23 protein-coding genes and 2 pseudogenes are annotated in these 25,026 nt (G+C 58.3%); 18 read left to right on the top strand and 7 right to left on the bottom strand.

The features are described from left to right. Positions 1–567: 567 nt before the first annotated feature. Positions 568–1,362: a DNA adenine methylase gene (locus tag J3P79_RS07620; RefSeq protein WP_434609423.1), complete on the bottom strand. Its 795-nt coding sequence runs from the start codon at positions 1,360–1,362 to the stop codon at positions 568–570. A 178-nt stretch (positions 1,363–1,540) separates the two neighbouring features. On the opposite strand from J3P79_RS07620, the gene J3P79_RS07615 reads away from it, so the two are divergent. Next, positions 1,541–2,074 (top strand): hypothetical protein, encoded by a 534-nt coding sequence (locus J3P79_RS07615; protein ID WP_434609421.1) that lies wholly within the window; start codon positions 1,541–1,543, stop codon positions 2,072–2,074. Positions 2,075–2,076: 2 nt separating this feature from the next. On the opposite strand, the pseudogene J3P79_RS07610 reads toward J3P79_RS07615, so the two are convergent. Next, positions 2,077–2,642: pseudogene (locus tag J3P79_RS07610) on the bottom strand (lysis system i-spanin subunit Rz). Then, positions 2,624–2,716 (bottom strand): annotated as a pseudogene (locus J3P79_RS07605) (glycoside hydrolase family 19 protein); the annotation flags it as partial. The pseudogenes J3P79_RS07605 and J3P79_RS07610, both read right to left, overlap by 19 nt. Between J3P79_RS07605 and J3P79_RS07600 the strand changes: the two are divergent. The 3 genes from J3P79_RS07600 (at position 2,691) to J3P79_RS07590 (ending at position 4,604) form a co-directional block, all read left to right on the top strand. Continuing rightward, positions 2,691–3,563, top strand: coding sequence for a tyrosine-type recombinase/integrase (locus J3P79_RS07600; RefSeq protein WP_434609418.1), 873 nt, complete (start codon positions 2,691–2,693; stop codon positions 3,561–3,563). The pseudogene J3P79_RS07605 and the gene J3P79_RS07600 overlap by 26 nt on opposite strands. A gap of 22 nt (positions 3,564–3,585) precedes the next feature. Continuing rightward, positions 3,586–4,131 (top strand): GTP cyclohydrolase I FolE, encoded by a 546-nt coding sequence (gene folE / locus J3P79_RS07595; protein ID WP_198726073.1) that lies wholly within the window; start codon positions 3,586–3,588, stop codon positions 4,129–4,131. A gap of 101 nt (positions 4,132–4,232) precedes the next feature. Next, positions 4,233–4,604, top strand: a complete 372-nt coding sequence (locus tag J3P79_RS07590) for a glutathione S-transferase N-terminal domain-containing protein (RefSeq protein WP_434609416.1) — start codon at positions 4,233–4,235, stop codon at positions 4,602–4,604. A 145-nt stretch (positions 4,605–4,749) separates the two neighbouring features. Here J3P79_RS07590 and J3P79_RS07585 read toward each other — a convergent pair whose 3' ends face one another. Next, a complete protein-coding gene (locus tag J3P79_RS07585; protein ID WP_434609413.1) occupies positions 4,750–5,916 on the bottom strand; it encodes a PLP-dependent aminotransferase family protein in 1,167 nt (388 codons plus the stop codon). Positions 5,917–5,997: 81 nt separating this feature from the next. Between J3P79_RS07585 and J3P79_RS07580 the strand changes: the two genes are divergently transcribed. The 5 genes from J3P79_RS07580 (at position 5,998) to J3P79_RS07560 (ending at position 14,168) form a co-directional block, all read left to right on the top strand. After that, positions 5,998–6,435: a MarR family winged helix-turn-helix transcriptional regulator gene (locus tag J3P79_RS07580; RefSeq protein ID WP_434609411.1), complete on the top strand. Its 438-nt coding sequence runs from the start codon at positions 5,998–6,000 to the stop codon at positions 6,433–6,435. Between the two features lie 223 nt (positions 6,436–6,658). Next, positions 6,659–8,008, top strand: a complete 1,350-nt coding sequence (locus J3P79_RS07575; RefSeq protein WP_039594375.1) for an NCS2 family permease — start codon at positions 6,659–6,661, stop codon at positions 8,006–8,008. A gap of 63 nt (positions 8,009–8,071) precedes the next feature. Continuing rightward, the gene (locus J3P79_RS07570) at positions 8,072–8,701 is read left to right on the top strand and encodes a LysE family translocator (protein ID WP_434609409.1); all 630 of its coding nucleotides are present in this window, start codon (positions 8,072–8,074) and stop codon (positions 8,699–8,701) included. A gap of 131 nt (positions 8,702–8,832) precedes the next feature. Continuing rightward, positions 8,833–12,573, top strand: coding sequence for a calcium-binding protein (locus tag J3P79_RS07565; protein ID WP_434609406.1), 3,741 nt, complete (start codon positions 8,833–8,835; stop codon positions 12,571–12,573). 125 nt (positions 12,574–12,698) lie between these two features. Further along, positions 12,699–14,168: a hypothetical protein gene (locus tag J3P79_RS07560; protein ID WP_434609404.1), complete on the top strand. Its 1,470-nt coding sequence runs from the start codon at positions 12,699–12,701 to the stop codon at positions 14,166–14,168. Between the two features lie 127 nt (positions 14,169–14,295). Here J3P79_RS07560 and uraH read toward each other — a convergent pair whose 3' ends face one another. Next, positions 14,296–14,649, bottom strand: coding sequence for a hydroxyisourate hydrolase (gene uraH, locus J3P79_RS07555; RefSeq protein ID WP_434609401.1), 354 nt, complete (start codon positions 14,647–14,649; stop codon positions 14,296–14,298). Between the two features lie 410 nt (positions 14,650–15,059). On the opposite strand from uraH, the gene puuE reads away from it, so the two are divergent. The 6 genes from puuE (at position 15,060) to J3P79_RS07525 (ending at position 20,733) form a co-directional block, all read left to right on the top strand. After that, complete coding sequence (puuE, locus tag J3P79_RS07550; protein ID WP_434609398.1) at positions 15,060–15,986, top strand: allantoinase PuuE; 927 nt, start codon at positions 15,060–15,062, stop codon at positions 15,984–15,986. Then, the gene (gene uraD / locus J3P79_RS07545) at positions 15,983–16,498 is read left to right on the top strand and encodes a 2-oxo-4-hydroxy-4-carboxy-5-ureidoimidazoline decarboxylase (protein WP_434609396.1); all 516 of its coding nucleotides are present in this window, start codon (positions 15,983–15,985) and stop codon (positions 16,496–16,498) included. The genes puuE and uraD overlap by 4 nt, the downstream gene beginning before the upstream one ends. A gap of 66 nt (positions 16,499–16,564) precedes the next feature. Further along, on the top strand, positions 16,565–17,560 hold the full coding sequence (gene alc / locus J3P79_RS07540) for an allantoicase (RefSeq protein ID WP_434609394.1): 996 nt from the start codon (positions 16,565–16,567) through the stop codon (positions 17,558–17,560). Positions 17,561–17,714: 154 nt separating this feature from the next. Further along, entirely contained in the window at positions 17,715–18,218 is a 504-nt protein-coding gene (locus tag J3P79_RS07535; protein ID WP_434609392.1) for an ureidoglycolate lyase, read from the top strand. Between the two features lie 51 nt (positions 18,219–18,269). Continuing rightward, on the top strand, positions 18,270–19,565 hold the full coding sequence (locus J3P79_RS07530; protein ID WP_434609390.1) for a urate hydroxylase PuuD: 1,296 nt from the start codon (positions 18,270–18,272) through the stop codon (positions 19,563–19,565). A gap of 382 nt (positions 19,566–19,947) precedes the next feature. Then, positions 19,948–20,733: an outer membrane protein OmpK gene (locus J3P79_RS07525; RefSeq protein WP_434609389.1), complete on the top strand. Its 786-nt coding sequence runs from the start codon at positions 19,948–19,950 to the stop codon at positions 20,731–20,733. A gap of 34 nt (positions 20,734–20,767) precedes the next feature. Here J3P79_RS07525 and J3P79_RS07520 read toward each other — a convergent pair whose 3' ends face one another. Further along, on the bottom strand, positions 20,768–21,928 hold the full coding sequence (locus J3P79_RS07520) for a patatin-like phospholipase family protein (protein WP_434609387.1): 1,161 nt from the start codon (positions 21,926–21,928) through the stop codon (positions 20,768–20,770). A gap of 36 nt (positions 21,929–21,964) precedes the next feature. Continuing rightward, positions 21,965–22,897, bottom strand: a complete 933-nt coding sequence (locus tag J3P79_RS07515; RefSeq protein WP_434609386.1) for a lipid A biosynthesis lauroyl acyltransferase — start codon at positions 22,895–22,897, stop codon at positions 21,965–21,967. Between the two features lie 118 nt (positions 22,898–23,015). On the opposite strand from J3P79_RS07515, the gene minC reads away from it, so the two are divergent. The 3 genes from minC to minE all read left to right on the top strand — a co-directional run bounded on the left by minC (position 23,016) and on the right by minE (position 25,019). After that, positions 23,016–23,750: a septum site-determining protein MinC gene (minC, locus tag J3P79_RS07510; protein ID WP_045156646.1), complete on the top strand. Its 735-nt coding sequence runs from the start codon at positions 23,016–23,018 to the stop codon at positions 23,748–23,750. Positions 23,751–23,952: 202 nt separating this feature from the next. Beyond that, a complete protein-coding gene (gene minD / locus J3P79_RS07505) occupies positions 23,953–24,765 on the top strand; it encodes a septum site-determining protein MinD (protein ID WP_039594519.1) in 813 nt (270 codons plus the stop codon). Continuing rightward, on the top strand, positions 24,765–25,019 hold the full coding sequence (gene minE, locus J3P79_RS07500) for a cell division topological specificity factor MinE (protein ID WP_039594520.1): 255 nt from the start codon (positions 24,765–24,767) through the stop codon (positions 25,017–25,019). Before minD ends, minE begins: the two co-directional genes overlap by 1 nt. The last annotated feature ends 7 nt before the right edge of the window (positions 25,020–25,026 follow it).

Below are 25,026 nucleotides of genomic sequence, written 5' to 3'. Positions count from 1 at the left end.
TAAGCGTTTTCCGATGCATTACGCGTAACGATAATAACTATGCGATTTACCTAAGCGCTTTCCAATGCGTTACGCGTAACGATAATAACTATGCAATTTACCAAGCGCTTTCCAATGCGTTACGCGTAACGGCAATAACTACATCGGTTTACCTAGCGTTTTCCGATGCGTTACGCGTAACGGCGATAATTACCCAACCTTACAGCTCATCTCACGAAGACCTCTCCAGATTGATCGCAACTATATGTTTTTTAAGTATTTTTTATCCGCACCCTTAGAAACACGCTAGTATGAGACGCCCTTGTCAATCACCCCAAAACATCGAATGCATTAATTTTCATTAAAACAGCTAATCCAATGCTTGACCAACACACATTAAAAGAACTAATTTAAAAAACAGCGATATCCATGCCCACAAACACCGCCATCATTCAGAGCGGCATACTTTTGCGAGAGTGAAAAATGAATATAATTTCTCTTTTGGCGGCTACAGTTGAGCTCCTTATCAAGCTTACCGAGCTTTTACAGCTCTGGGGTATGGGCTGTCCTGGCTTCGTAGCTCTGTAGTTAAAACAGTCCGAGTAAGTCTTTAGGTTCCCAGTTCATGATCACCAGTTCACCGCTGACCTCAGCCCTACCCTGACGCTGATTCGTGTTGCTGTACCTAATGTCCAGCGTCTCGAAGTGAAAGCCTTCGAACACACGGCGGATGTCCGGATGGTCGTTGATGCTGACCATTACCTTGCCCTTGCAGCGGCGCATGAAGTCAGCCATCCGCTCGTAATTCTCGAATGGGAAGTCCACGCCATAACCAGCGGTCTGCCAGTACGGCGGGTCCATGTAATGGAACGTATGAGCGCGGTCGTAGCGCTCAGCACAATCAAGCCAGGGGAGGTTTTCGATGTAGGTGCCGGACAGTCGTTGCCATGCGGCCGAGAGGTTCTCCTCGATCCGTAGCAGGTTGATGGCCGGGCCAGTGGTCGCGGTGCCGAACGTCTGCCCGGTGACCTTGCCGGCGAAGGCATGGTGCTGCAGGTAGAAGAACCGGGCGGCGCGCTGGATGTCGGTGAGGGTTTCGGGACGGGTCATTTTCTGCCGTTCGAACACCTGGCGCGAGCTGAGCGCCCATTTGAACTGGCGCACGAATTCTTCCAGGTGGTTCTGCACAACGCGATAGAGCGTCATCAGGTCGCCGTTGACATCGTTCAGGACTTCAACCGGAGCTGCCTGGGGTCTCATGAAGTAAAGCGCGGCACCGCCGGCAAAGACTTCTACATAGCATTCGTGAGGCGGAAAAAGCGGAATGAGGCGGTCGGCTAGGCGGCGCTTGCCGCCCATCCAAGGAATGATGGGTGAACTCATTAAAAGCGAGACCTTTACTGTATAGATAAACAGGTGCTAGGCTCGCCGCGCTTTGTGCACGGAGCAGGAGCCTTGGCTGGACTTGCGGGGACATCTGCAGGGACGGCGACCGGGTCGGATGTTGGCGCACTCGACTCGGTCGCTTCTTTCTATAACCTAATAGGTTCTTTTGAAGCTTATGAAGAGAGAAAAGCAGGGAATTGATTTCAAGTATCTAGCTAAGAAAGCTCTCTCAGAGCTAGCGATAGCGACGTTGCTCGGTGCACTTCCGGTAGCTATTTATGCAACGAACCCTAAAGCGCTTGACAGCATAACTGGCGGACTACTCGCCTCTGCTGAGTTAATAAACCATGCTGGTTACCTCATCTTTCTGTATATGGCAGCAACTGCTATACGTTACGGCATGAGATTCACATCCGAGACCATACAAGAAAGGTTCGTGGCCTTTCATAATCTAACAGCAGAAATTGGAACAAGCTTTATAACGATCATCAGGACTGGCCTGGGCGCAATGATAGGAGTCTTGGTTCTTGCTTTGACAACTGACATCATAATACTGAACCGAAGCAACTATGCCAGCTTGGCTGGTTACATACTAATTGTGTCAATCGTTTCCACAGGGCTAGCAGTACTTCACGAGATTTTGGCGGTAGTTTCAAAGAAGCCAAAATATGAAAACGACTTGCGCTTTGATGCACGCCTAAAACGATAGACTTATTCTCTTCCCTGTAAGTTTAAACTCCTTACATAGCCTTGGCATGCCTGCAAGGCAATCACTGCCCGATCTCCCGCATCGGTGATGCCGATAGTTCGTTGAGCATGCGCCGGGTCAAGTCGGGCTCGTGTGGCTCCATGACCACGCCGCCGGTGCCGGTGGTGGTGGTGGTGGTGGTGGTGGCAGGCACTTCACAGCCACTGGCGGTATCGGTGGCGTCGAGTAGGACTGACAGCCGGACATCAGCAGTAGCGAGGCGATCACGCAGGCGATCCTGATCACGTTGGGCATCGGTTAGCGCTCGATAGTGGGTTTGGTCATTGGCGGCCAACTGCTGCTCCAGGGCCAGGCGCTTGTCCCGTTCGGTACGCTGCAGCGCGGCCGAGGCCAGGGTGATTTGGTTGAGGGTTTCGGTGTGGAGCCGGGCTTGTTTTTCCAGTTGCTGACCGTATCGCCAGCCTTGGACCGTCCAGGCGATGGCCGACGAAGCGGCGGCCAAAGCGCACAGTAGAAGCCCGACGACCAGCACGCGGTATTGCAGCGGGATCAGGTCGACGAGACGCATAGTATCGCCCTCGCCTGCTCCCACAGCTTCTGACGATCTGCCAAGCCGTTGAGCCCGCCGTTTATTTTGCGGGTGCCCGTCGACGGCATCACCTCGGTGCTGTTGCGCAAAATCGCAGCCAGCACAGATTGCAAATCGCCGGTCGTTAAGCGCTCGGCAATCCAGCGCCTGACGACGGTGTTCAGCACCGCCGTCAAAGACGGCCTGATCAATCGCAACCCGGTCGAGTCCATCGAGCTTCCCGTGAAAACGAAAAAGCCCATCGACCCCTTCACGGTGGCAGAGGCCAACGCCATCATTGAACATCTCTATAAGACGCTGAACCATTCGATGCGGATCTATGCGGCTTACTTCGAGTTCGCCTTCTATACCGGTATGCGACCTAGCGAGATAGCGGCCCTACGGTGGAACGAAGTAGACAAGCAGAAACGCTTAGCCACCGTGTGTCGGATCGTCGCGGACTATAGGATTGAGGAGCGCACCAAAACCCGCAATGAACGGCAAGTCATGCTCAATAGCCGGGCGATGCATGCCATTGAGGTGGCGGAGCAAATCGCCGAACGACGTGCGAAGCAGAGCCGCAGGAAGCAGGCGAAGTCGCCCTATGTCTTCCCGCCCACGAAGAATTTCGAGTTCATTCAGCAGTCCAGCGTCACCGACAAGCACTTCCAGGCGGCACTGACCGAATTGGAGATTCGCGCCCGCCGGCAATACAACTGCCGACACACATACGCTACCATGTGCCTCATGACGGGTATGAACCCTGCGTTTATTGCCACTCAGCTGGGTCACAGCGTTCAGATGTTGCTCTCGACCTATGCCCGATGGATCAACTCCAGCACCGACTGGGGCGAACTCGGGAAACTCGAAAACAGCTTGATTGGTACAAAATTGGTACAGACAGAACAAGTACCCTCCTGAAACCCTTATGGAATCAGCCTCTGTGACACTGGAACAGAATTACACCGCGATTCTCGGCCAACTGGGCGAGGACGTTTCCCGCGAGGGCCTGCTCGACACGCCCAAGCGCGCTGCCAAGGCCATGCAGTACCTTTGCCGCGGTTATGAACAGACCCTGGAAGAAGTCACCAACGGTGCCTTGTTCAGCTCCGACAACAGCGAGATGGTGCTGGTCAAGGACATCGAGTTGTACTCGCTCTGCGAGCACCATTTGCTGCCTTTCATCGGCAAGGCCCATGTGGCCTACATCCCGAGCGGCAAGGTATTGGGCCTGTCGAAGGTTGCGCGCATCGTCGACATGTACGCCCGTCGCCTGCAGATCCAGGAAAACCTCAGCCGCCAGATCGCCGATGCGGTCCAGCAGGTGACCGGAGCCCTGGGCGTGGCGGTGGTGATCGAGGCCAAGCACATGTGCATGATGATGCGCGGCGTGGAAAAGCAGAACTCGTCGATGATTACTTCGGTGATGCTTGGCGAGTTTCGCGAAAATGCGGCGACCCGCATGGAATTCCTCAGCCTCATCAAGTAACTCGTCCCACCAAGAAAACCGGCATTGATCGCCGGTTTTTTTTCGCCCATGAAAAATCAGGTAAGCTGCGCGCCCTCTTCTTCCCGCCGTGAGGCTATAACGTGATCGTCAAAGCGCTTCGAGTTGGCCTGGGCCAGCTCATCATCTTCATCGACTTCATCACCCGGCCCGGCAAGAAACAGCGCCCGGCACCAGCCCAGGCGCAAGTGGACCAGGCGGCTCGCGGGCTGACGCTGTATCAATTCCATGCCTGCCCGTTCTGCGTGAAGACTCGCCGTGCCCTGCGCCGCCTCAACGTGCCGGTGGCCCTGCGCGATGCCAAGAACAACGAGCAGGATCGCCAGACGCTGCTGGAACAGGGTGGCCGGATCAAGGTGCCGTGCCTGCGTATCGAGGAGAATGGCGAGACCACCTGGATGTATGAGTCCAAGGTGATCATTGATTATCTGGATAAGCGGTTTTCTGCGGCCTGATAGTTTTATGGTGTGGCGACTGGCCTCATCGCGAGCAAGCTCGGCTCCCACAGGGTGACTTGGTGAACGCTGGATTTGTATTCACCACGGTCCTCTGTGGGAGCCGAGCTTGCTCGCGATGGGGCCAGCCCAGTCACCGCACCAATCAGGCTGTTTTTGCAGCCAACGCCTCCCGCACCACCCCCGCCAGCCGCTTGAGTCCTTCATCCAGTCGCGCCGGGTCGATGTGGCTGAAGTTCAAGCGCAAGTGTCCCGGATGCTGGTCCGGCTCCGGGAAGAACGGTTCCCCCGGCATGAACGCCACGTCGGCCGCCAGGGCGGCGGCGAGCAAGGTGCGGGTGTCCAGTGGTTGCTTGAGCGTCAGCCAGAAAAACAACCCGCCCTGTGGCATGTTCCAGTCAGCAATGTCGGCAAAATGCCTGAGTAGCGCAGCCTGGAACCGATCGCGCCGATCCCGATAGAAATCCCTGAGTTCATGCATATGGCTGCGGTACCGCTCGGTGCCGATCCATTGCAGCGCCTGCCATTGGCCGATGCGATTGGTGTGCAGGTCCGCCGATTGCTTGAGCCGCAGCAGATGAGGGAACAGGTCCGGACTGGCGATCAGATACCCGACCCGCAGGCCCGGCAACAGGGTTTTCGACACGGTGCCGGTATAGATCCAGCTGGCCTTCTTCAATCGACTGGCGATCGGAGTGGCGCTGCCGCCGTCGAAGGTCAGTTCGCGATAAGGCTCGTCTTCGACCAGCGTCACGCCGAATTCATCCAGCAGGGCCGCCACCGCGTCGCGCTTGGCCTCGCTGTAGCGGACCGCCGAAGGGTTCTGGAACGTTGGGATCAGGTAGATGAACGCCGGGCGATGGCGCTCCAACCGGGCGCGCAACTGCTCCAGATCCGGGCCGTCCGCCTCCAAGGGAACGGTGATGCAGTCGGCGCCGAACAGTTGGAAAATCTGCAAGGCCGCGAGATAAGTCGGCGCTTCGAGCATGACCTCGGTGCCGACGTCGATGTGCAATTTGGCCGCGAAATCGAGGGTTTGCTGGGAACCGCTGACCACCAGAACCTGGCTTGCCTCGCAGGCCAGGCCCAGCGATCGCGCCTGTGCGGCCAGTGCTTCGCGCAGGGCCGGCTCACCTTCGCTCATGCCGTATTGGCCCATGGACAGCGGCATTGCCTCCCACTCCACCTTTGGCAGCATGGCCTCTGCCGGCAGGCCACCGGCGAACGACATCACTTCCGGGCGCTGCGCCGCGGCGAGGATTTCTCGAATCAAAGAACTTTTGAGGCGCGACACACGTTCGGAAAAAGCCATGGGGTCACCTGTAGCGAGGCGTTGGGGAAATAAGTCAAACTGCTTGACTGAAATTACTCCGCCATCTCTGGAAACGTCAACATGCTTGACCTTAAAAAACCAACATCCCAACAGATGGCCATGGAAGCGTTCTTCTTCGGTTACCAGGCGTTTACCGCCAAGGCCGATGAAATGCTCGAACGCCGTGGCTTGAGCCGGGTACACCAGCGCATCGTTTTTTTCATCGCCCGCTACCCATCCTTGAGCGTGAAGGAGCTACTGGCGTTGCTGGGCGTGACAAAACAAGCGTTGAACATGCCGTTGAGGCAATTGATGGAGATGCACCTGGTCAACAGCGCCGCATCCGAGACCGACAAGCGTAAGCGGCTATTGGCACTGACCGACGAGGGCCAGCGATTTGAACAGGCACTGCGCCGTGAGCAGGTGAAATTGCTTGAGCGGGTGTTTGCCGAGGCCGGGGAAGCGGCGGTGGATGGCTGGCTGGCGGTGAACCAGGCGCTCGGGAAATCTGGCGACTGAGGGCCCCCACACTGGCGATATACCCCTACTGCCCTATTTTTCGTCGACAACACAGAAAACATTATTTGCTTTATTTGTATACAAAAGCATAATTCGCTTCGTGCGAGTTCCTGACCAACAGGTCAACTACTACGCCAGCCTTACCTGCCTCAAAGCCTCGCCACCACCCTCAGGGGGCGTGCGGTGCCGGAAATAACAATAAAACTCTTGAGGAGTACTCGCTGTGGAAAGCCGCAAACCCGAAGCCCAGACCTTGGATCTTTCGCCGCCGTCACGCAATGGCTGGCTGGAGCGCATCTTCAAACTCAGCTTGCATGGCACCACGGTGAAGACCGAGTTGATTGCCGGCCTGACGACGTTCATCACCATGGCCTACATCATTTTCGTCAACCCCAACATCATGGCCGACGCAGGCATCGATCATGGCGCCGCGTTCGTGGCCACCTGCATCGCCGCAGCGCTGGGTTGCCTGTTGATGGGCCTCTATGCGAATTGGCCGGTTGGCCTGGCGCCGGGCATGGGTTTGAACGCCTTCTTCACCTACACCGTGGTCGGCACCATGGGCTACAACTGGGAAACCGCGCTGGGCGCCGTGTTTGTTTCCGGCGTGCTGTTCATGGTCCTGACCTTGTCGCGGGTGCGTGAATGGCTGCTCAACAGTATTCCGGTGAGCCTTCGCTACGCCATGGGCGCGGGGGTCGGGCTGTTTCTCGGGCTGATCGGCCTGAAGACTGCCGGCATCATCGTCGACAGCCCCGCCACGCTGATCAAGCTGGGCTCGCTCCATGAACCAGGGCCGCTGCTGGCTGCCGTGTGTTTCCTGATGATCGCCGTGCTGAGCTACCACCGGGTATTTGGTGCGATCCTCATCAGCATCATTGCTGTGACGCTGGCCGGCTGGGGCCTGGGGCTGGTGCACTACAACGGCGTCATGTCCGCGCCGCCAAGCCTGGCACCGACCTGGATGGCCATGGATGTGGCCGGCGTGTTCAACGTCAGCATGATCAGCGTGGTGCTGGCGTTTCTGTTTGTGCACATGTTCGACACCGCCGGCACCTTGATGGGCGTCGCCCAGCGCGCCGGCCTCGTCAAACCCGACGGCAAGATCGAAAACCTGTCCAAGGCGCTGAAGGCCGACAGTGCTTCCAGCGTCTTCGGCGCCATGGTCGGCGTGCCGCCCGTGACCAGCTACGTGGAAAGCGCCGCCGGTGTCGCGGCCGGTGGCCGCACAGGGCTTACCGCCGTGACGGTCGGTGTGCTATTTATTGCCGCCATGTTCTTCGCACCGCTGGCCGGGATGATCCCGGCCTACGCCACGGCGGGCGCCTTGATCTATGTGGCCATGCTGATGATGGGCGGCATGGCCCACATAGAATGGGACGAAGCGACCGACAGTATTCCGGCGATCGTCACCGCAATCATGATGCCCTTGACCTTCTCGGTCGCCGATGGCATCGCCCTGGGCTTCATCACCTATGTCGTGCTCAAGGCCGGCACCGGTAAACACAAGGAAATTTCCGTCAGCCTGTGGGTGCTCTGCGCGATCTTCATCGCCAAGTTCATCTTCTTGTAAGCGGTACATGCCTTATCCGCCTCACCCCGTTGGGTGGGGCTTTTGTACATCAGGAGCAAAGCAATGAATCTGGAAACCTGGTTGTTGTTCAGCGGTGCCGCTTTGGTGGTGATCCTCATCCCAGGCCCGTTATCGTTGCTGATGATCAGCAACAGCCTGAACTACGGCCTGCGACGCGCCTATCCGGCGTTCCTGGGTGGAGTGATTGCCTCGATCTGCCTGTTGAGCGCCTCGGCGTTGGGGCTGGGAGCACTATTGCTCGCCTCCGAACAACTATTCAGCGCGCTGAAGATTGTCGGCGCGCTGTACCTGTTCTACCTCGCCTGGCAGAGCTGGCAGCAATCGCGCCAGCCGTCCGAGGGTGCCGAAGTGCCGCAGGCCACCGCGGTCCCTCGTTTCCGTGCGCTGTTTGGCCGGGCATTCGTGTTGGGGGCGAGCAATCCGAAAGACATCCTGTTCTTTGCCGCATTCCTGCCGCAGTTCCTCAGCGCCGAACAACCCTTCCTGCCACAGCTGCTGATCATGATTGCCACATGGACGGTGCTCGACCTGGGTTGCAAGGTCATGTACGGGCTCAGCGCCCACGGAGCGGCACGCTACTTGCGCAGCGGCAAGGGGCAAAGCTGGTTCAACCGCATCAGCGCAGGGCTGTTTGGCAGCGCCGGCGCGGCCTCTCTCTTGTCCAACCACTAAGCTTGCACTCGATCCGTCTTATGGCCTGGCCAAGGAAGGCAGGGAAAACATATCGCAACACCCCTTCGATATACATGTTCAGGAAACTCGTTGGATATTAGGGTTTTCCCCCTCGAACATGGATGTTCCGAATGCTTGAAAGTCCCCCTCGTCCTTCGCCGGACGACCTTGCCGTGGTGGTTGCCGATATTGGCGCTCGCGCCAACGAACAGACCGGCAACACCCTGGACTTTGGCCTGGCTGATGATGTGCCGGCTGATCGAGAACGAAAACGCAGGCGTGCCCAACTGGCCGTCGTGGACGAGTTATATGGCCCACTGAATATCGCTTCCTCGACCGTGACCCGCTCAGGCTTGGATGCGTTGGGTGCAACGATTGGTGGGCAGCCCCTGAACGGCCAGAACACCTTCTTCCGTATACCCAATCGATTCTTCATCAACTCGCTGCAGTTCAGCGCGGACGCTATCGAAGCGCAGGTAAGATCGATCGTTGATCCCGAAGATTACCGATTGACGACATTGCTGTTCGAACTGGCCAGCCAACGACCTCTCGCCGCTCCTCCCCTGCTGTTTCAACCCGCCGATAAGCCTGTCACGGCTAGCCATCAAGGAAAACTGGATAAAATCCTGAGCTACGCCCAGAAGCTCAACATCCCCCAGGCCCTCCAGGACACCACACTGACCTGGGCCAACAAGGCCAAGAGCACAACCATGTCCCATACCGGCCTGGGGCTGCAGGCCTTTGGTGTCTATAGTGGTTTGCGAGGGCTGCAGGACGCTATCAAGAACAAGGACGACTACAACGTTGTCTTCAACAGCATCAGTCTCTCAGCGGAAATGACGTCGATCGCCGTTGAAGACGCCGTCGTCAGGCAAGCCACGCGCATGTTCAAGGCCGCTCAAGGTGCCGCCAAGGATTTCGCCCAGACACAATTGGCTTTGCGACTTCGCCGTGGCGGCGGGCTGATTGCCAGCGCACTGACACTTCCGATCGATATTGTCAGCGCAGTTGACGCCTTCAAGGCGGCTGCTAAAAGCACCGGCAGACAAGCGACGGATCATTACGTCAGCGCAGCCCTGAGCATCACCAGCGCGGTGATGACCGTGGGCATAGGCGTAGCAGCGTTGGCCGGCTTTCCCGCCGCCGGCCCAGTCGGTCTGGTGGCCGGACTCGCCCTGGCGGTCGGGTCGCAGGTCTGGGGGGCCGTCCGCCAAGTCGAAGAGATCGACGAGTACATCGAACTCACTGCCTATGAGCGCCTTCGCACCGGTTGGCTCGCGTTCTGGCTTCTGGAACCGGACGAGGAAATCCAGAACCGCTACATCATTGCCAAAGCCACCACCGAACACACTAAACAGCTTCAAGGCGAAGCGGCTCATCTGCTGAAGGGGCCATTGAAGGACACCACCGAAGCCATCGTGAACGGCGCGTTCCATGTCGAACTTGAAGACGTGACCTTCAACGCAACACATTGGCTGACCGGTGAAAAACACCCCGAGACCCATCTCAGACCAAAAATCGTGGACGGCGACGATACCGTCGATGCTCGCGACGGCATCAATGCGAACACGCCCGGTGCCACACTCGGCGCATCGGCCGTGCATAAAAATGTCCATTGGAATATTGGCGGCGGCAACGACACCATCCTGGGCGTCGAAAAAAAGCAGAACACCTTTCGCTACGACGACGGCATCAAACACCTGAGCGGGGGTGAAAAAGACGATGTGTTCGTGTTTGAAGGAACCAACGCGCTCCCCAACAAGCGCGGGGATTGTGTCGGACCCAGCTCGCTGGATGGCGGGCAAGGCAGCGACACACTCATCCTGGCGGGCCGCCCCGAAAGTCATCAGCTATCGAAACGGGGATACCGTGTCGATCTCGCTGGCGACCAAGTGTTCATTACCAAAGCCGACAACACAGAACATCTCCAGACCGTACTGAAGAGTATCGAAAATATCGAGATCCATGAAGGTGGCACAAATATCATCAAGGGCACGAACACCGCCAATATCATCAAGTCCCGGGGTCATGACAGCATCGAAGCAGGTGGAGGCGATGACAGCATTTATCTCCTGGGTGCAAATAACCTTGAGGCCGATGGTGGGCCCGGGAACGATTCATACGTCATTGCTCATAAACCCGGCTGCATAACCCTGAAGGAAGACGGACTGGATAGCAGTGTAGTCCTGTTGGACTGGAGGGCCGACCTGATTGAAGACTGGCAGGTCACGGGACATGATCTGACCATTACCTCGGTTTTCGATTCGAATGATCTGGATGCTCGTCACGTCGTCATCAGGGATGTGTATAAAACTGTTGGGAATCGCAGGCAGCTCAACAACAAAAAGCTGATTTTCCTGACAAAAGAGGGTTACCAGCTCGCGCCAGACTTGCCTGACATACTGGAAGGGAACGCTTCCCACAAGGCCAGCATTGTTGTAACCAAGCAAGGAACATCCAGGACCCCGTCCATATTGCTGGATAAAGCGACATCGACAGTTCCCCACGACAAAGACAGCGATTACTTCTTTTCCCGCTTTGTCGGCGAAACCACAGTGGACATCAAACAACCTAGCCCCTACGCCACGACGCTCCATGTGGACTATTCAAGCGCCGAACTGACGCAAATCGAAGCCCAGTACAATATCCATCTAACGAATGACGGCGATCTCGACACCCTCCGGTATGGGAAGTGTGACCTGACGTTGCACTTCGGCAAAAGTCGAGTACACATTGCCAACCTGGCAAGCTCCGATGAACGTTACACCGCCAAGGTGGCCGACCGATGCTTGTACTCCAAGCTGAGGCTGCAACACCTTTTCATCCTGGCCATGCAGGACGGAAAGTCCTACAGGCTTGCTCCCGCCTCTCCCGCCCCCGCGGTTTTCCTGGACCGCAAAATCACGAAAGCAACCCCATTGGCTTGGACATCTGACCTGCCATTGCCACTCCCACCGACAAAACACACCTACGCCTACCGCCTTCCAAGGGACAAAGAGGCCTTCGTCATGGGAGCCCAGGCGACATGCGCCCAGTTGACGCCGCCCCCTGTGTTGACGGGTATTGAAGTCCTGATGGGTGAAGGCTCTACCTATCTGGTTCATTTGAAGCCACACATGACGTTGCGCCTCTGCACGCCGGGCGCCCTGGCAACTGCGACGCCTCGACTGCCAGTCGCATCCACTTGGGAACTCGATGCCACTGGCCTTGGCCACGTACCGATAAAACTGCATCCCCATCTGTTGCAGATCGGTAGCGTGCTCATTCATTTACCTGAATATGGCGCGCAAGACCTGATCGACCAGATAAACGTCATCACTGCCAACGGCGTTGTCCATGCCGTCGACATCCTTTTTGAAAGTGTCGATGCAGACGCCATCGATGCCCGATATTTTCGCCCCCCGAAAACACCCAGCGAAGCACTTCCAGAGGAACTGTCCACGCTGGCTGCCACGGAAATCAAAGTACGCAATATTGCCGTCAGGGATGGTTCGGCAGGGACCGTCATCTACGATCTGGAAAAACGAATATGGTGCCTGCGTACGGATCGACTCCGCCTGCTAAAAGCGAGCGAACTGAAGAAGGTCAATCTGTGTGAACACCACATCGTTCGATTTCAGGATTTCATCCAGCGAAACCTCGACGAAAACGCCGTCTTTTCCACCGATGTATTGAAGACCCTGCGCAGCGTGTTCGTTGAGCTGTCGGAAAGGGTGACGCCGACAGAAGCTGATGACCTTGAAGTTGCCACGATATTGCACGGGGCTTTCAGCAGAACCCATTTACCAACCGAACGGTATCTCGGACAGGACATCGATCCTTTACAACTCGCCATTCAGCTCACTCTCAGATTCCTGAAACACAGTCACTAACAGGTAGATCCCTTTGCGATACATAAGTACCGCATCTACAGCTTGACCCTCGACGAGACTTGATATTCGAGAGCCCTTGCCAGGGCGATTTGCATTTTCATTTTTACAAGAGACGAACGAACTGAATGGCACCTCCCAAAAAACCCCGACTCAATGCCGGAACTTCTTCCGAAGCCGGCCCCACTGCGCCCGACACGGTACCGGAGAGACCTTCCAGGCCGACAAGGCCGTGGAACCCTGATGCAACGCAGGATTCAGCAACGGGACAAGCATCCGGACCGGATGCCGCGCCCCCTCCCACCGTCGTGATAGCCAGCCTAAGCGCATCCACGCCCACGGCCGGTCCGAGCGCCTCGGCCTCGTTGACTCGCTATTATCTCAGGCATGCTTTCGCCGACAGGCTACCTGCCCCAGACACAACAACCGGAATCCGGACGTTCGGCACGCGCTCATATGTCAACCTGGAAAGCGGTGAGACGGTCCAGGTCGCAAGGGATTCCGAACAACATTTCCGGGCCAAGCTGGACAGTGAACTCCTTCCCTCAGGCCCCCGCCTGGAACGCATGACGGGCAGCTTACTTTGGCGTCAGCAAGGCGCCATGACACGAGACCAGGCGCCTCGAGAACCCTCCGTAATCGACAGCTGGCGTATCTCCTCGGCATTTGCGGCATCTGATCACATCACCATAGACGGCCATCACTACCAGACGGTGGAGAACGACAAGGCGAGGCAACGCTCCGTCATCTACATCAAGGATCCCAGGCATCCCCCTTATGACTTCGATACATTTGAAGACCTTCTTTTCTTTCACACCGGCGAGCAGCCTCGCGCCGCCATCCAGGTACCTCCCGACAGCCACTGGACAATTGATCCGAGACTTCCTTTTGAAAAGCCGCTGGTGGGCTATGCCATCGAGTTCTTTCCAGAACTGAGGGCGGACACTCAGAGCAAGTTTTCACGCAGACAATTTGAACTCGCCAACGACAGTAATTTCGCCGATGCCCGGGGATTGACCACGCTGAGACAGGTGTTCAACAACTGGAAGGATAAAACGGCCTCGCTGCACCCGGTGTTGACCGACCCTCTTCTGATGCTACCGACACTGCCCATCTCTGCAGAACTTGCAGGGTCTAATCGTTCTCTTCAACTGCCATTGCCTTCCCCGACCGGACCATTGGCACGACTGGACTTCGATCCGAGCTTATTCTTGCCGCCGTCACGCACCTTCCCAGTGATAGCGGATGATATCGAGTTCATGAAATTCATGACCGAACGACTCGAGCGCAATGGCTACATGGTTTTCCCGGCCCGTTCGTTACCGTCTTTTCCCAACGTGGTGTTCAAGCGCGCAGAGCATGACTTCATATTTTTCATGACACTGCATCGCACTGAAACCCAAGACATCATCATCCCGCGTATCAACCCAAGGGATTTCGGCCTTGTGTTGCGAAATCAACTCGGTCACGAAACCATGAATGCAATGGAAAGTGCCCACAACGACAATAAGCTCATCAGCCTCAGGGGCGGCATCCAGACACTTCCCAGCAACAATACGCCAACCGCGACGGTGTTCATCGTCAGGGACAATACATAGCCGCCAAGTGCCGCTGTCGCCCACGTTCCAAAAGGCTGCCCATAAAAAAAGCCCGCAGTGTGAGCGGGCTGAAAACCAAAGAAGCTTATGCGCAGTCGCTTCCAGGACAAGGCAGTTGCTTGGGGGATCAACTGCCTCGATACGTTGAATACGCGTAGGGCGATATCAGTAACGGTACGTGGTAATGATCCTGCTCTTGCGAAATACCGAAGCGCAGCACCACCACATCGAGAAAGGCCGGCTCGGCCAGTTGAACCCCACGGGCGCGGTAATAGTCACCGGCGTGGAATTGGATCTGGTAGACCCCGCTGCGGTAATCGTCCCCTTGCAACAGCGGCGCGTCGCAACGACCGTCGCTGTTGGTCGTTGCACTGGCGACCAACTGCAACTGCGAATCATCGACACGGTACAGCTCGATTTTGATCGAGCTTCCAGGGCAGCCGTGTGCGGCATCCAAAACGTGAGTAGTCAAACGTCCCATTGATTGTGCGCGCCTCGCTGCTGTGCAGTCCGGCCCGACGCCTCCTGAATCAGTTGAAAGACAGGCCGCACCGTTGCGGAGCACACAACGATACGGCGATGACGAATTAAGACATTTTAAACAGTAATTGTACACAATAAAATATACGCAACTGCCTAGCGCGCCCGGCAACAAGGTCTGGCCCCCGTTTTTCGCCCAACCCAACGGTTACGCTAGCTGATGCGGCAATAACTGACCAGTCAGGCAGGTTTCTTGCAGTGTAGACAACGCAAGCTCGTAGCAAAAAATGCAAAAAACAGGCTTACAAGTCGCAAATAAAGTTGTATACAATCAACCCATCGTCGTGACGCCAGCCGGAAATTCATCACCAGGGCGCCACCTACATGGTTCGAACAAGAAGGAAAACTGCAGTGAGCGCTGACTACCCACGCGACCTGATCGGTTACGGCAGTAACCCTCCCCACCCCCAATGGCCGGGCAATGCCCGCATCGCCCTGTCCTTCGTGCTCAATTACGAAGAAGGCGGCGAGCGCAACGTCCTCCATGGCGACAAGGAATCCGAAGCGTTCCTTTCGGAGATGGTCGCGGCGCAACCGCTGCAGGGCGAGCGCAACATGAGCATGGAGTCGCTGTACGAGTATGGCAGCCGTGCCGGCGTCTGGCGGATCCTCAAGCTGTTCAAGGAATTCGACATTCCCCTGACGATTTTTGCCGTTGCCATGGCCGCCCAGCGCCATCCGGACGTGATTCGCGCCATGGTCGCTGCGGGTCACGAAATCTGCAGCCACGGCTATCGCTGGATCGATTACCAATACATGGACGAGGCCCAGGAACGCGAGCACATGCTCGAAGCGATCCGCATCCTCACCGAAATAACCGGCGAGCGGCCGCTGGGCTGGTACACCGGCCGAACCGGTCCCAACACCCGCCGGCTGGTGATGGAGGAAGGCGGTTTCCTCTACGACTGCGACACCTACGACGATGACCTGCCCTACTGGGAGCCGAACAACCCTACCGGCAAGCCGCACCTGGTGATTCCCTACACCCTCGACACCAACGACATGCGCTTCACCCAGGTGCAGGGTTTCAACAAGGGCGACGACTTCTTCCAGTACCTCAAGGACGCTTTCGACGTGTTGTACGCCGAAGGCGCCGAAGCACCCAAGATGCTTTCCATCGGCCTGCACTGCCGCCTGATCGGCCGCCCTGCGCGCCTGGCCTCTCTCAAGCGTTTCCTCGAATACGCCAAGGGCCATGAGCAGGTGTGGTTCAGCCGCCGCGTCGACATCGCTCGCCACTGGCAGCAAACCCATCCGTATCAGGGGGCGTCCAAATGACCGCTTTCCAGACACTCAAGCCCTCCACCTTGAGCCGCGAAGCGTTCGTCAAAGCCTTCGCCGACATCTACGAACATTCGCCATGGGTGGCCGAGAAGGCCTTCGACCTGGGCCAGGATCCCTCGATCGACGAAATCGAGAACCTGCACCAGCGCATGAGCGACATCCTGTTGAGCGCCGATCATGCCAGCCAACTGGCCCTGATCAATGCTCACCCGGACCTGGCCGGCAAAGCCGCCGTCCAGGGACAACTGACCGAAGCCAGCACCAACGAACAGGCTGGCGCCGGTATCCACCAATGCACGGCCGAAGAGTTCCAGCGCTTCACCGAGCTGAACGAGGCCTATAAAGCCAAGTTCAAGTTTCCCTTCATCATGGCGGTAAAAGGCAGCAACCGGCACCAGATCCTCGCAGCGTTCGAAACGCGCATCCACCACTCGGCAGACGCTGAGTTCAAATGCGCATTGGCCGAGATCAACAAGATCGCGTTGTTCCGATTACTGACCCTTTAGCGAGCGGCATCCGACACCAGGTCCCGCAAGCATCCCCAGCCAACTTATCAAAGGCAGACAAGAAGAATGAAAGCTTACGCCGTACCGTTCGAAAAGTTCGTCAACCTGGCCGACGCCCGCCTGGGCACCAGGATCATCTCGGTCACCGATGACTGGTTCGCCGACGCCAACCGCCTGTTCCAGCCGACCCCGGCCGTGTGGAAGGAGGGCGTGTTCGACGACAACGGCAAGTGGATGGACGGCTGGGAGTCGCGCCGCAAGCGCTTCGAAGGCTACGACAGCGCGGTGATCCGCCTGGGCGTGCCAGGCTCGATCAAGGGCGTGGACATCGACACTTCATTCTTCACAGGCAACTACCCGCCATCGGCCTCCCTTGAAGCCTGTTTCCTGGCGGAAGGCGAGCCGGACGACAACACCCAGTGGACCGAAGTGCTGTCGGCCGTCGAGCTGCAAGGCAACAGCCACCACTACCACGAAATCAGCAACGACCAGGCTTTCAGCCACCTGCGCTTCAACATCTACCCCGATGGCGGCGTGGCCCGTCTGCGGGTCTATGGCGTCCCGTACCGCGACTGGTCGGCCGTGGGCGACAACGAACAGATCGACCTGGCTGCCGCGCTCAATGGTGGCCGCGCCCTGGCCTGCTCCGACGAACACTTCGGCCGCATGAGCAACATCCTCAACCCGGGTCGTGGCGTGAACATGGGCGATGGCTGGGAAACCGCCCGTCGTCGCACCCCGGGCAATGACTGGGTGATCGTCGCCCTGGGCCATGCCGGTATCGTTGAAAAAGTCGTCGTCGACACCCTGCACTTCAAGGGCAACTACCCGGACAGCTGCTCGATCCAGGGCGCGTTCGTCAAGGGCGGCACCGACAGCCAGATCGAAACCCAGTCGCTGTTCTGGCGTGAGCTGCTGCCGAGCCAGAAACTGGAAATGCACGCTGAACACACGTTCGCCGAGCAGATCAAGGAACTGGGCCCGATCACCCATATCCGCCTGAACGTGTTCCCGGACGGTGGCGTGAGTCGCCTGCGGGTGCTCGGTAAGGTGTCGAAATAAGCGGCGCACCTGTGGCGAGGGAGCTTGCTCCCGCTGGGTTGCGAAGCGACCCCGCTTTTTAAAAATGGGACTGCTGCACAGTCCAACGGGAGCAAGCTCCCTCGCCACAAAAAGCTGAATCAACAACACACAATTTTTGGATAAGAAAACCAGCATGCGCACACTCGAGATCGAACCATTGACCAAAGAAGCCTTCGCCCCGTTCGGTGACGTGATCGAAACCGACGGCAGCGATCACTTCATGATCAACAACGGTTCGACCATGCGCTTCCATCGCCTGGCGACGGTTGAAACCGCTACGCCGGACGACAAGGCGATCATCAGCATCTTCCGCGCCGACGCGCTGGACATGCCGCTGACCGTACGCATGCTGGAGCGCCATCCGCTGGGCAGCCAGGCCTTCATTCCGCTGCTCGGCAACCCCTTTCTGATCGTGGTCGCGCCACTTGGCGATGCACCTGTATCAGGCTTGGTCCGCGCCTTCGTTACCAACGGCAGGCAGGGCATCAATTACCATCGCGGCGTCTGGCACCACCCGGTGCTGACGATCGAAAAGCGGGATGACTTCCTGGTGGTTGATCGCAGTGGCACAGGCAATAACTGCGATGAGCATTTTTTCAAAGAGGATGAATGTTTGATCCTCGCCCCCCACCAATAAGAGAAGGTCCGATCACCCGAAGACAAGGGTGACGGGCGAGAGGTAAAGACTGTGGAAGCACATTTGCTGGAATGGCTGAACCTGAGCGTTCGCTGGGTTCATATGATCACTGGCGTGGCTTGGATCGGCGCGTCGTTCTACTTCGTCTGGCTGGAAAACAACCTCAATCGCGTCAACCCCAGGAGCGGCCTGGCCGGCGACTTGTGGGCCATCCACGGTGGCGGTATCTACCACCTGGAAAAATACAAACTCGCACCACCGGCCATGCCGGACAACCTGCACTGGTTCAAGTGGGAAGCCTACTTCACCTGGATGTCGGGTATCGCGCTGTTGTGCGTGGTCTTCTATTGGAACCCGACCGTCTACCTGCTGGCTCCGGGCAGCAGCCTGAGCGGCGCTGAAGGCGTGGCCCTGGGCATCGGTTCGTTGTTCGTTGGCTGGTTCGTCTACTCCTTTCTCTGCGATTCGGCCTTGGGCAAGCGTCCCGCCCTGCTCGGCCTGATCCTGTTCGTACTGTTGATTGCCGCGGCCTACGGCTTCAGCAAGGTGTTCAGCGGTCGCGGCGCCTACCTGCACGTCGGTGCCGTGATCGGCACGATCATGGTCGGCAACGTGTTCCGCATCATCATGCCGGCCCAGCGCGCGCTGGTGGCGGCCATCGCCGAGAACCGCACCCCGGACCCGGCACTGCCCGCCAAAGGCCTGTTGCGTTCGCGCCACAACAACTACTTCACCCTGCCGGTGCTGTTCATCATGATCAGCAACCATTTCCCGAGCACCTACGGCAGCCAATACAACTGGCTGATCCTGGCAGGTATCGCCGTGGCGGCGGTGTTGGTGCGTCACTACTTCAACACGCGCCATGACAGCAATCGGTTTGCCTGGACATTGCCGGTCGGCGCGTTGGCGATGATCTGCCTGGCCTATGTCACCGGTCCCAAGCCGATGCCCACCGCGCCGGAAGTCGCCAAGGTGCCGGGCGTGATCGAGTATCAGCCGCTGCCGGAGACAGCGGTGGGTGGCGGCGCCAAGCCCGCAGCACCGGCACAGGCCGCCGCGCCTGCCCAGGCCTCCAATGCCCAGGGCCCGTCGTTCGAGAAAGTCCACAGTGTCATTCAGGAACGCTGCTCGGTCTGCCACTCGGCCAAGCCCACCAGCCCGCTGTTCAGCGCGGCTCCGGGCGGGGTGATGTTCGATACGCCGCAGCAGATCCAGCAAGAAGCCGCGCGCATCCAGGCCCAGGCCGTGACCACCCAGATCATGCCACTGGGCAATATCACCCAGATGACCCAGCAAGAGCGCGACCTGATTGGCGCCTGGATCACCCAAGGCGCGCGGACCCACTAGTCCTCAGTACATTTCGCCCCACATGCAATACCGCAGACAGGCTGACCGGCACACCACCGGTCGCCCGTCAGCGGCCGCCTGCGCCTCGACAATAACAACAAGAGGAAAGCACCCCATGCACGCGCCCCACCCCAATGCCCCACATTCGCCGCCAAGGCGCTGTCGCAGCGCACTTGAGCCTCTCCATGCAAGCCCGTATCCTGCGCGGCCGTTCGAATCCGGACGCCTCCAAATAACAATCGGATCCTGACCGATGCCGCTGTTTTTCAGCTCTTGTCACAAACAAAAAGCTGACCGAACGGATGTTTATCCGTGGAAAAAGCGCCACACCAGAGCGCTGACGACAAGAAACGCGATACCACTTACCTTGGGAGCAAACCGAATGAAACGTACGTGCACCAACCTGATCGTTGCGGGATCTTTATTGGCCGGGGGGCAGGCCATGGCGGGAGACCTGTTCCAATGGCAGAACAACAGCCTGAGCTACCTCTACGGCAAGGACTTCCAGATCAATCCACGCATCCAGCAGACCGTGACGTTCGAGCATGCCGATGCCTGGAAATACGGCGACAACTTTTTCTTCCTCGACCGGATCTTCTATAACGGCCAGGACGACAGTCAGTCCGGGCCGAATACCTATTACGGCGAGTTCAGCCCACGTCTGTCGTTCGGCAAGATTTTTGACCAGAAGCTCGAGATGGGGCCAATCAAGGACGTGCTGCTGGCAATGACGTATGAGTTCGGGGAAGGCGACAACGAGTCGTACCTGATCGGCCCGGGCTTCGACCTGGCGATCCCCGGTTTCGATTATTTCCAGCTGAATTTCTACAACCGCCAGACCGAAGGATCGCGCGCCGGCGACAACGTCTGGCAGATCACCCCGGTCTGGGCTTACACCATGCCGGTGGGGTCTTCCGATATCCTGTTCGATGGTTTCATCGACTGGGTCGTGGATAACGATACGAACTCAAAGGGCACCTACCACGCCAACTTGCACATCGTCCCGCAGATCAAATATGACCTGGGCAAGGCCATGAAGCTGGGCGCCAAGCAGTTGTATGTCGGGGTGGAATACGATTACTGGAAAAACAAGTACGCGATCGAAGACAGCGGTGGTTTCAAGACCAACCAGAGCAATACCAGTTTCTTGTTGAAGTATCACTTCTGATCCGCTTCATGGAGCGGGCAAGCCCGCTCCCACATCAGGTGTGAGCCAACCCCAGGAACCGGCTCAACGCCTCACGCTGCGCCAACGCATCCTGACGTCCCAGCTCGATCAATTCCCCACAATACCCCGCCTCGAACAGCAGATAGCTCAGTACGCCGGCCCCGCTGGTCTTCGTCGCCCCGGGCCCGCGCAAGAACATCCGCAACGCACGGGGCAACTCCTGTCGATGACGTGCGGCAATCTCATCGATCGGCTGGCTTGGCGAAATCACCAGGACCTCCACCGGTGCCGCGCCGAGGGTGTGGGCGGGAACGCCGTCGGGCAGCAGATGGCTGAACTGGTTGAGGCGCTCCAGCAACTCGATGTCGCTTTCCAGGCTGTCGATGAACGTGCTGTTGAGCATGTGGCCGCCGATCTGCGCCAAGGTAGGCTGCAGGCCGGTGTAGCTGCGCTCCTGGGGAGTTTGGCCTCCCGCACCGCGCGGGTTGCCGCTGACACCGATGACCAGCACACGATTGGCTCCCAGGTGCAAGGCCGGACTGATGGGTGCCGATTGACGCACCGCGCCGTCGCCAAAGTACTGGGGGCCGATCTTGACTGGCGCGAACAGCAAGGGGATCGCCGAACTGGCCAGCAGATGCTCCACGGACAACTGCGTGGGCACACCGATGCGCCGATGTCGCAACCAGGCGCCAATGGTGCCGCGACCTTGGTAGAACGTCACCGCCTGTCCGGACTCGTAGCCAAACGCCGTCACCGCCACCGCCCGCAGCTGATGCTCGGCGATTGCCTGCTCGATACCCGACGCGTGGAACTGGGCCTGGAGCAATTCGCGCAACGGCGAACTGTCCACCAGCGCCACCGGCAACTTGGCCCCCAGGCCCAATAGACTGTGAGTGATGAAACGCGTCGCCTGGGCGAGCACGCCCCGCCAATCGCTGCGCATCACCTGATGGCTGCGCACCGCTTGCCAAAACGCCGTCAACCGTTCGATGGCAGTCTTGAAATCCATCGCCCCGCTCGCCAGGCTGACCGCATTGATCGCGCCGGCCGACGTGCCGACGATCACCGGAAACGGGTTTCGTGCCCCATCCGGCAATAATTCGGCGATGGCCGCCAATACGCCCACCTGATATGCCGCCCGAGCCCCGCCGCCGGAAAGAATCAAACCTGTCACCGGTTCAGCTGGGGTCATCGCAATGCTCCGTGCTTAGTCAATTAGGCTACATACTCAACCGCGTTTGTCGTACAGCTTCGGCTCGCCCGGCGGACGGGTCTTGAAGCGCCGATGGGCCCAGAGGTATTGCTCGGGACACTGGCTGACCGATTTTTCTACCCATTGGTTGATGCGAATGCAATCGGCTTCCTCGGTCTCCCCCGGAAAATCCTCCAGCGGTGCCTGGATCACCAGGCGATAGCCGCTGCCATCAGCCAGGCGTTCCTGGACGAACGGTACGACTACCGCCTTGCCCAGGCGGGCGAATTTAGTGGTGGCGGTGACCGTTGCCGCCTGGATGCCGAACAGTGGCACAAAAATACTTTGCTTGGCGCCGTAGTCCTGGTCCGGCGCGTACCAGATCGCCCGACCTGCGCGCAGCAGCTTGAGCATGCCGCGCACGTCATCGCGCTCCACGGCCAGGGAATCGAGGTTATGCCGTTCGCGGCCGCGGCGCTGGATGTAGTCGAACAACGGATTCTTGTGCTCACGGTACATGCCGTCGATGGTGTGTTGCTGGCCCAGCAATGCGGCGCCGATTTCCAGCGTGGTGAAATGCAGCGCCATCAGAATCACACCCTTGCCATCGCGCTGGGCTTGCTTGAGATGCTCCAGTCCTTCGACGTGGGCCAGCTTCGCCAGGCGCGAACGCGACCACCACCAGCTCATGGCCATTTCGAAAAAGGCGATGCCAGTGGACGCAAAGTTTTGCTTGAGCAAACGCTTGCGTTCGGCGGCTGGCTTTTCGGGGAAACACAGCTCCAGGTTGCGACGGGCGATGCGCCGCCGGTCGCCTGCGACCCGGTACATCAGCGCGCCCAGCGCACGACCGATCCGCAGCAGCAACGGATAGGGCAACTGAACGATCAGCCACAACAATCCCAGGCCACACCACAGCAGCCAGAAACGTGGGTGAAAAAAAGCAGCTCGAAAACGCGGGCGATCCATTACAGCTTCCACAAAGACCTCGGCCGCGCATTCTACATTGTTCGACCCGGCTTGCGGCTCGCGGGCGATCTCGTTATAAGTCTCGGCACTTTTAGTGACAAGTCGTTGTACGCCGACCATGAGCCAAACCGAACCGCTAGACCAAGATCCCGTGTTCCAGCTGAAGGGCAGCATGCTCGCCATTACGGTGCTGGAACTGGCCCGTAACGACCTGGAAGGTCTTGACCGGCAGTTGGCGGCAAAAGTCGCCCAGGCCCCGAATTTCTTCAGCAACGCACCGCTGGTATTGGCACTGGACAAGCTGCCGGCCGGCGAAGGTTCAGTGGACTTGCCAGGCCTGATGCGCGTCTGCCGCCAACACGGCCTGCGCACCCTGGCGATCCGCGCCAGCCGTATCGAAGACATTGCCGCCGCAATCGCCGTGGATATTCCGGTACTGCCGCCGTCCGGCGCCCGTGAGCGGGTGTTGGAGCTGAGCCCGGCCGAACCGAAAAAACCGGAGAAACCACCCGAGCCCACCATCAAGCCCACCCGAGTCATCACCTCGCCGGTGCGCGGAGGGCAGCAGATTTATGCCCAGGGTGGCGATCTGGTCATCGTGTCCTCGGTCAGTCCGGGCGCGGAACTTCTGGCCGATGGCAACATCCATGTATACGGCCCGATGCGCGGCCGTGCGCTGGCCGGTGTCAAGGGCGACACCAAGGCAAGGATCTTCTGTCAGCAGTTGAGCGCCGAACTGGTTTCCATCGCCGGGCAATACAAGGTTTCCGAGGATTTGCGTCGCGACCCGTTGTGGGGTGCCGGCGTCCAGGTCAGCCTGTCGGGCGACGTGTTGAACATCATTCGGCTTTAACGGATACTGCCGCATTTTCCAAGCATCTCTAAAACTTAGCGAAAACAGCTTAAACGACGTAGGAAAGAGGACCAGGCAGTGTTTACCGGAGGTAGACCCCGCCCCAATATCCGATTCCAGCCAAGCCTGTCCAGTTGCCGCAGTTTTCCAGAGATGTTTTTCAGGGGCTGACACAGTCCTTTTTCCTTAGGGGTGAAACACCTTGGCCAAGATTCTCGTGGTTACATCCGGCAAGGGTGGTGTGGGTAAGACCACCACCAGCGCCGCTATCGGTACCGGCCTCGCCTTGCGCGGCCACAAAACAGTCATCGTCGACTTCGACGTCGGCCTGCGCAACCTCGACCTGATCATGGGTTGCGAGCGTCGCGTGGTCTATGACTTCGTCAACGTGGTCAATGGCGAAGCGAACCTGCAACAAGCCCTGATCAAGGACAAACGCCTCGAAAACCTGTACGTGCTGGCCGCCAGCCAGACCCGCGACAAGGACGCGCTGACCCAGGAAGGCGTGGAAAAAGTCCTGATGCAGCTCAAGGAAGATTTCGAGTTCGTGGTCTGCGACTCCCCCGCCGGTATCGAAAAAGGCGCCCACCTGGCCATGTACTTCGCTGACGAAGCGATCGTCGTGACCAACCCGGAAGTCTCGTCGGTACGTGACTCGGATCGCATGCTGGGCCTTCTGGCAAGCAAGTCCCGTCGCGCCGAGAAGGGCGAAGAGCCGATCAAGGAACACTTGCTGATTACCCGCTACCACCCAGAGCGCGTGGAAAAGGGCGAGATGCTCGGCGTCGAAGACGTCAAGGAAATTCTCGCCGTCAGGCTCCTCGGCGTAATCCCGGAATCCCAGGCGGTGCTCAAGGCATCCAACCAGGGCGTGCCGGTGATCCTCGACGATCAGAGCGACGCCGGCCAGGCCTACAGCGATACCGTTGATCGCCTGCTGGGCAAAGACCTGGAACACCGGTTCCTGAACGTCGAGAAGAAGGGATTCTTCGAGCGCCTGTTTGGAGGTAGGTAATGAACCTTTTTGACTTCTTTCGTGCCAACAAAAAGCCAAGTACCGCCTCGGTCGCGAAAGAGCGTCTACAGATCATCGTGGCGCACGAACGCGGCCAACGCAGCACCCCTGACTACCTGCCGGCCTTGCAGAAGGAACTGGTGGAAGTGATCCGCAAATACGTCAATATCGGCAACGATGACGTGCATGTGGCGCTGGAAAGCCAGGGCAGCTGCTCGATTCTGGAACTCAATATCACCCTGCCGGATCGCTGATCGATCC

Source organism: Pseudomonas sp. R1-7 (genome assembly GCF_051132105.1).
Classification (GTDB): Bacteria; Pseudomonadota; Gammaproteobacteria; order Pseudomonadales; family Pseudomonadaceae; genus Aquipseudomonas.
Note: the sequence above shows the minus strand (reverse complement) of the source record. Positions and strands in the feature narration are given on the sequence as shown.

Bases quoted from the DNA above. Each gene is read 5' to 3' on its own strand.
- J3P79_RS07580 (WP_434609411.1), top strand. From the start codon at position 5,998: ATGCTTGACCTTAAAAAACCAACATCCCAACAGATGGCCATGGAAGCG.
- J3P79_RS07525 (WP_434609389.1), top strand. From the start codon at position 19,948: ATGAAACGTACGTGCACCAACCTGATCGTTGCGGGATCTTTATTGGCC.
- uraH (WP_434609401.1), bottom strand. From the start codon at position 14,649: ATGGGACGTTTGACTACTCACGTTTTGGATGCCGCACACGGCTGCCCT.
- J3P79_RS07570 (WP_434609409.1), top strand. From the start codon at position 8,072: ATGAATCTGGAAACCTGGTTGTTGTTCAGCGGTGCCGCTTTGGTGGTG.
- J3P79_RS07535 (WP_434609392.1), top strand. From the start codon at position 17,715: ATGCGCACACTCGAGATCGAACCATTGACCAAAGAAGCCTTCGCCCCG.
- J3P79_RS07515 (WP_434609386.1), bottom strand. From the start codon at position 22,897: ATGGATCGCCCGCGTTTTCGAGCTGCTTTTTTTCACCCACGTTTCTGG.
- J3P79_RS07585 (WP_434609413.1), bottom strand. From the start codon at position 5,916: ATGGCTTTTTCCGAACGTGTGTCGCGCCTCAAAAGTTCTTTGATTCGA.
- minE (WP_039594520.1), top strand. From the start codon at position 24,765: ATGAACCTTTTTGACTTCTTTCGTGCCAACAAAAAGCCAAGTACCGCC.
- J3P79_RS07565 (WP_434609406.1), top strand. From the start codon at position 8,833: ATGCTTGAAAGTCCCCCTCGTCCTTCGCCGGACGACCTTGCCGTGGTG.
- uraD (WP_434609396.1), top strand. From the start codon at position 15,983: ATGACCGCTTTCCAGACACTCAAGCCCTCCACCTTGAGCCGCGAAGCG.
- J3P79_RS07560 (WP_434609404.1), top strand. From the start codon at position 12,699: ATGGCACCTCCCAAAAAACCCCGACTCAATGCCGGAACTTCTTCCGAA.
- minC (WP_045156646.1), top strand. From the start codon at position 23,016: ATGAGCCAAACCGAACCGCTAGACCAAGATCCCGTGTTCCAGCTGAAG.
- J3P79_RS07520 (WP_434609387.1), bottom strand. From the start codon at position 21,928: ATGACCCCAGCTGAACCGGTGACAGGTTTGATTCTTTCCGGCGGCGGG.
- alc (WP_434609394.1), top strand. From the start codon at position 16,565: ATGAAAGCTTACGCCGTACCGTTCGAAAAGTTCGTCAACCTGGCCGAC.
- J3P79_RS07620 (WP_434609423.1), bottom strand. From the start codon at position 1,362: ATGAGTTCACCCATCATTCCTTGGATGGGCGGCAAGCGCCGCCTAGCC.
- J3P79_RS07615 (WP_434609421.1), top strand. From the start codon at position 1,541: ATGAAGAGAGAAAAGCAGGGAATTGATTTCAAGTATCTAGCTAAGAAA.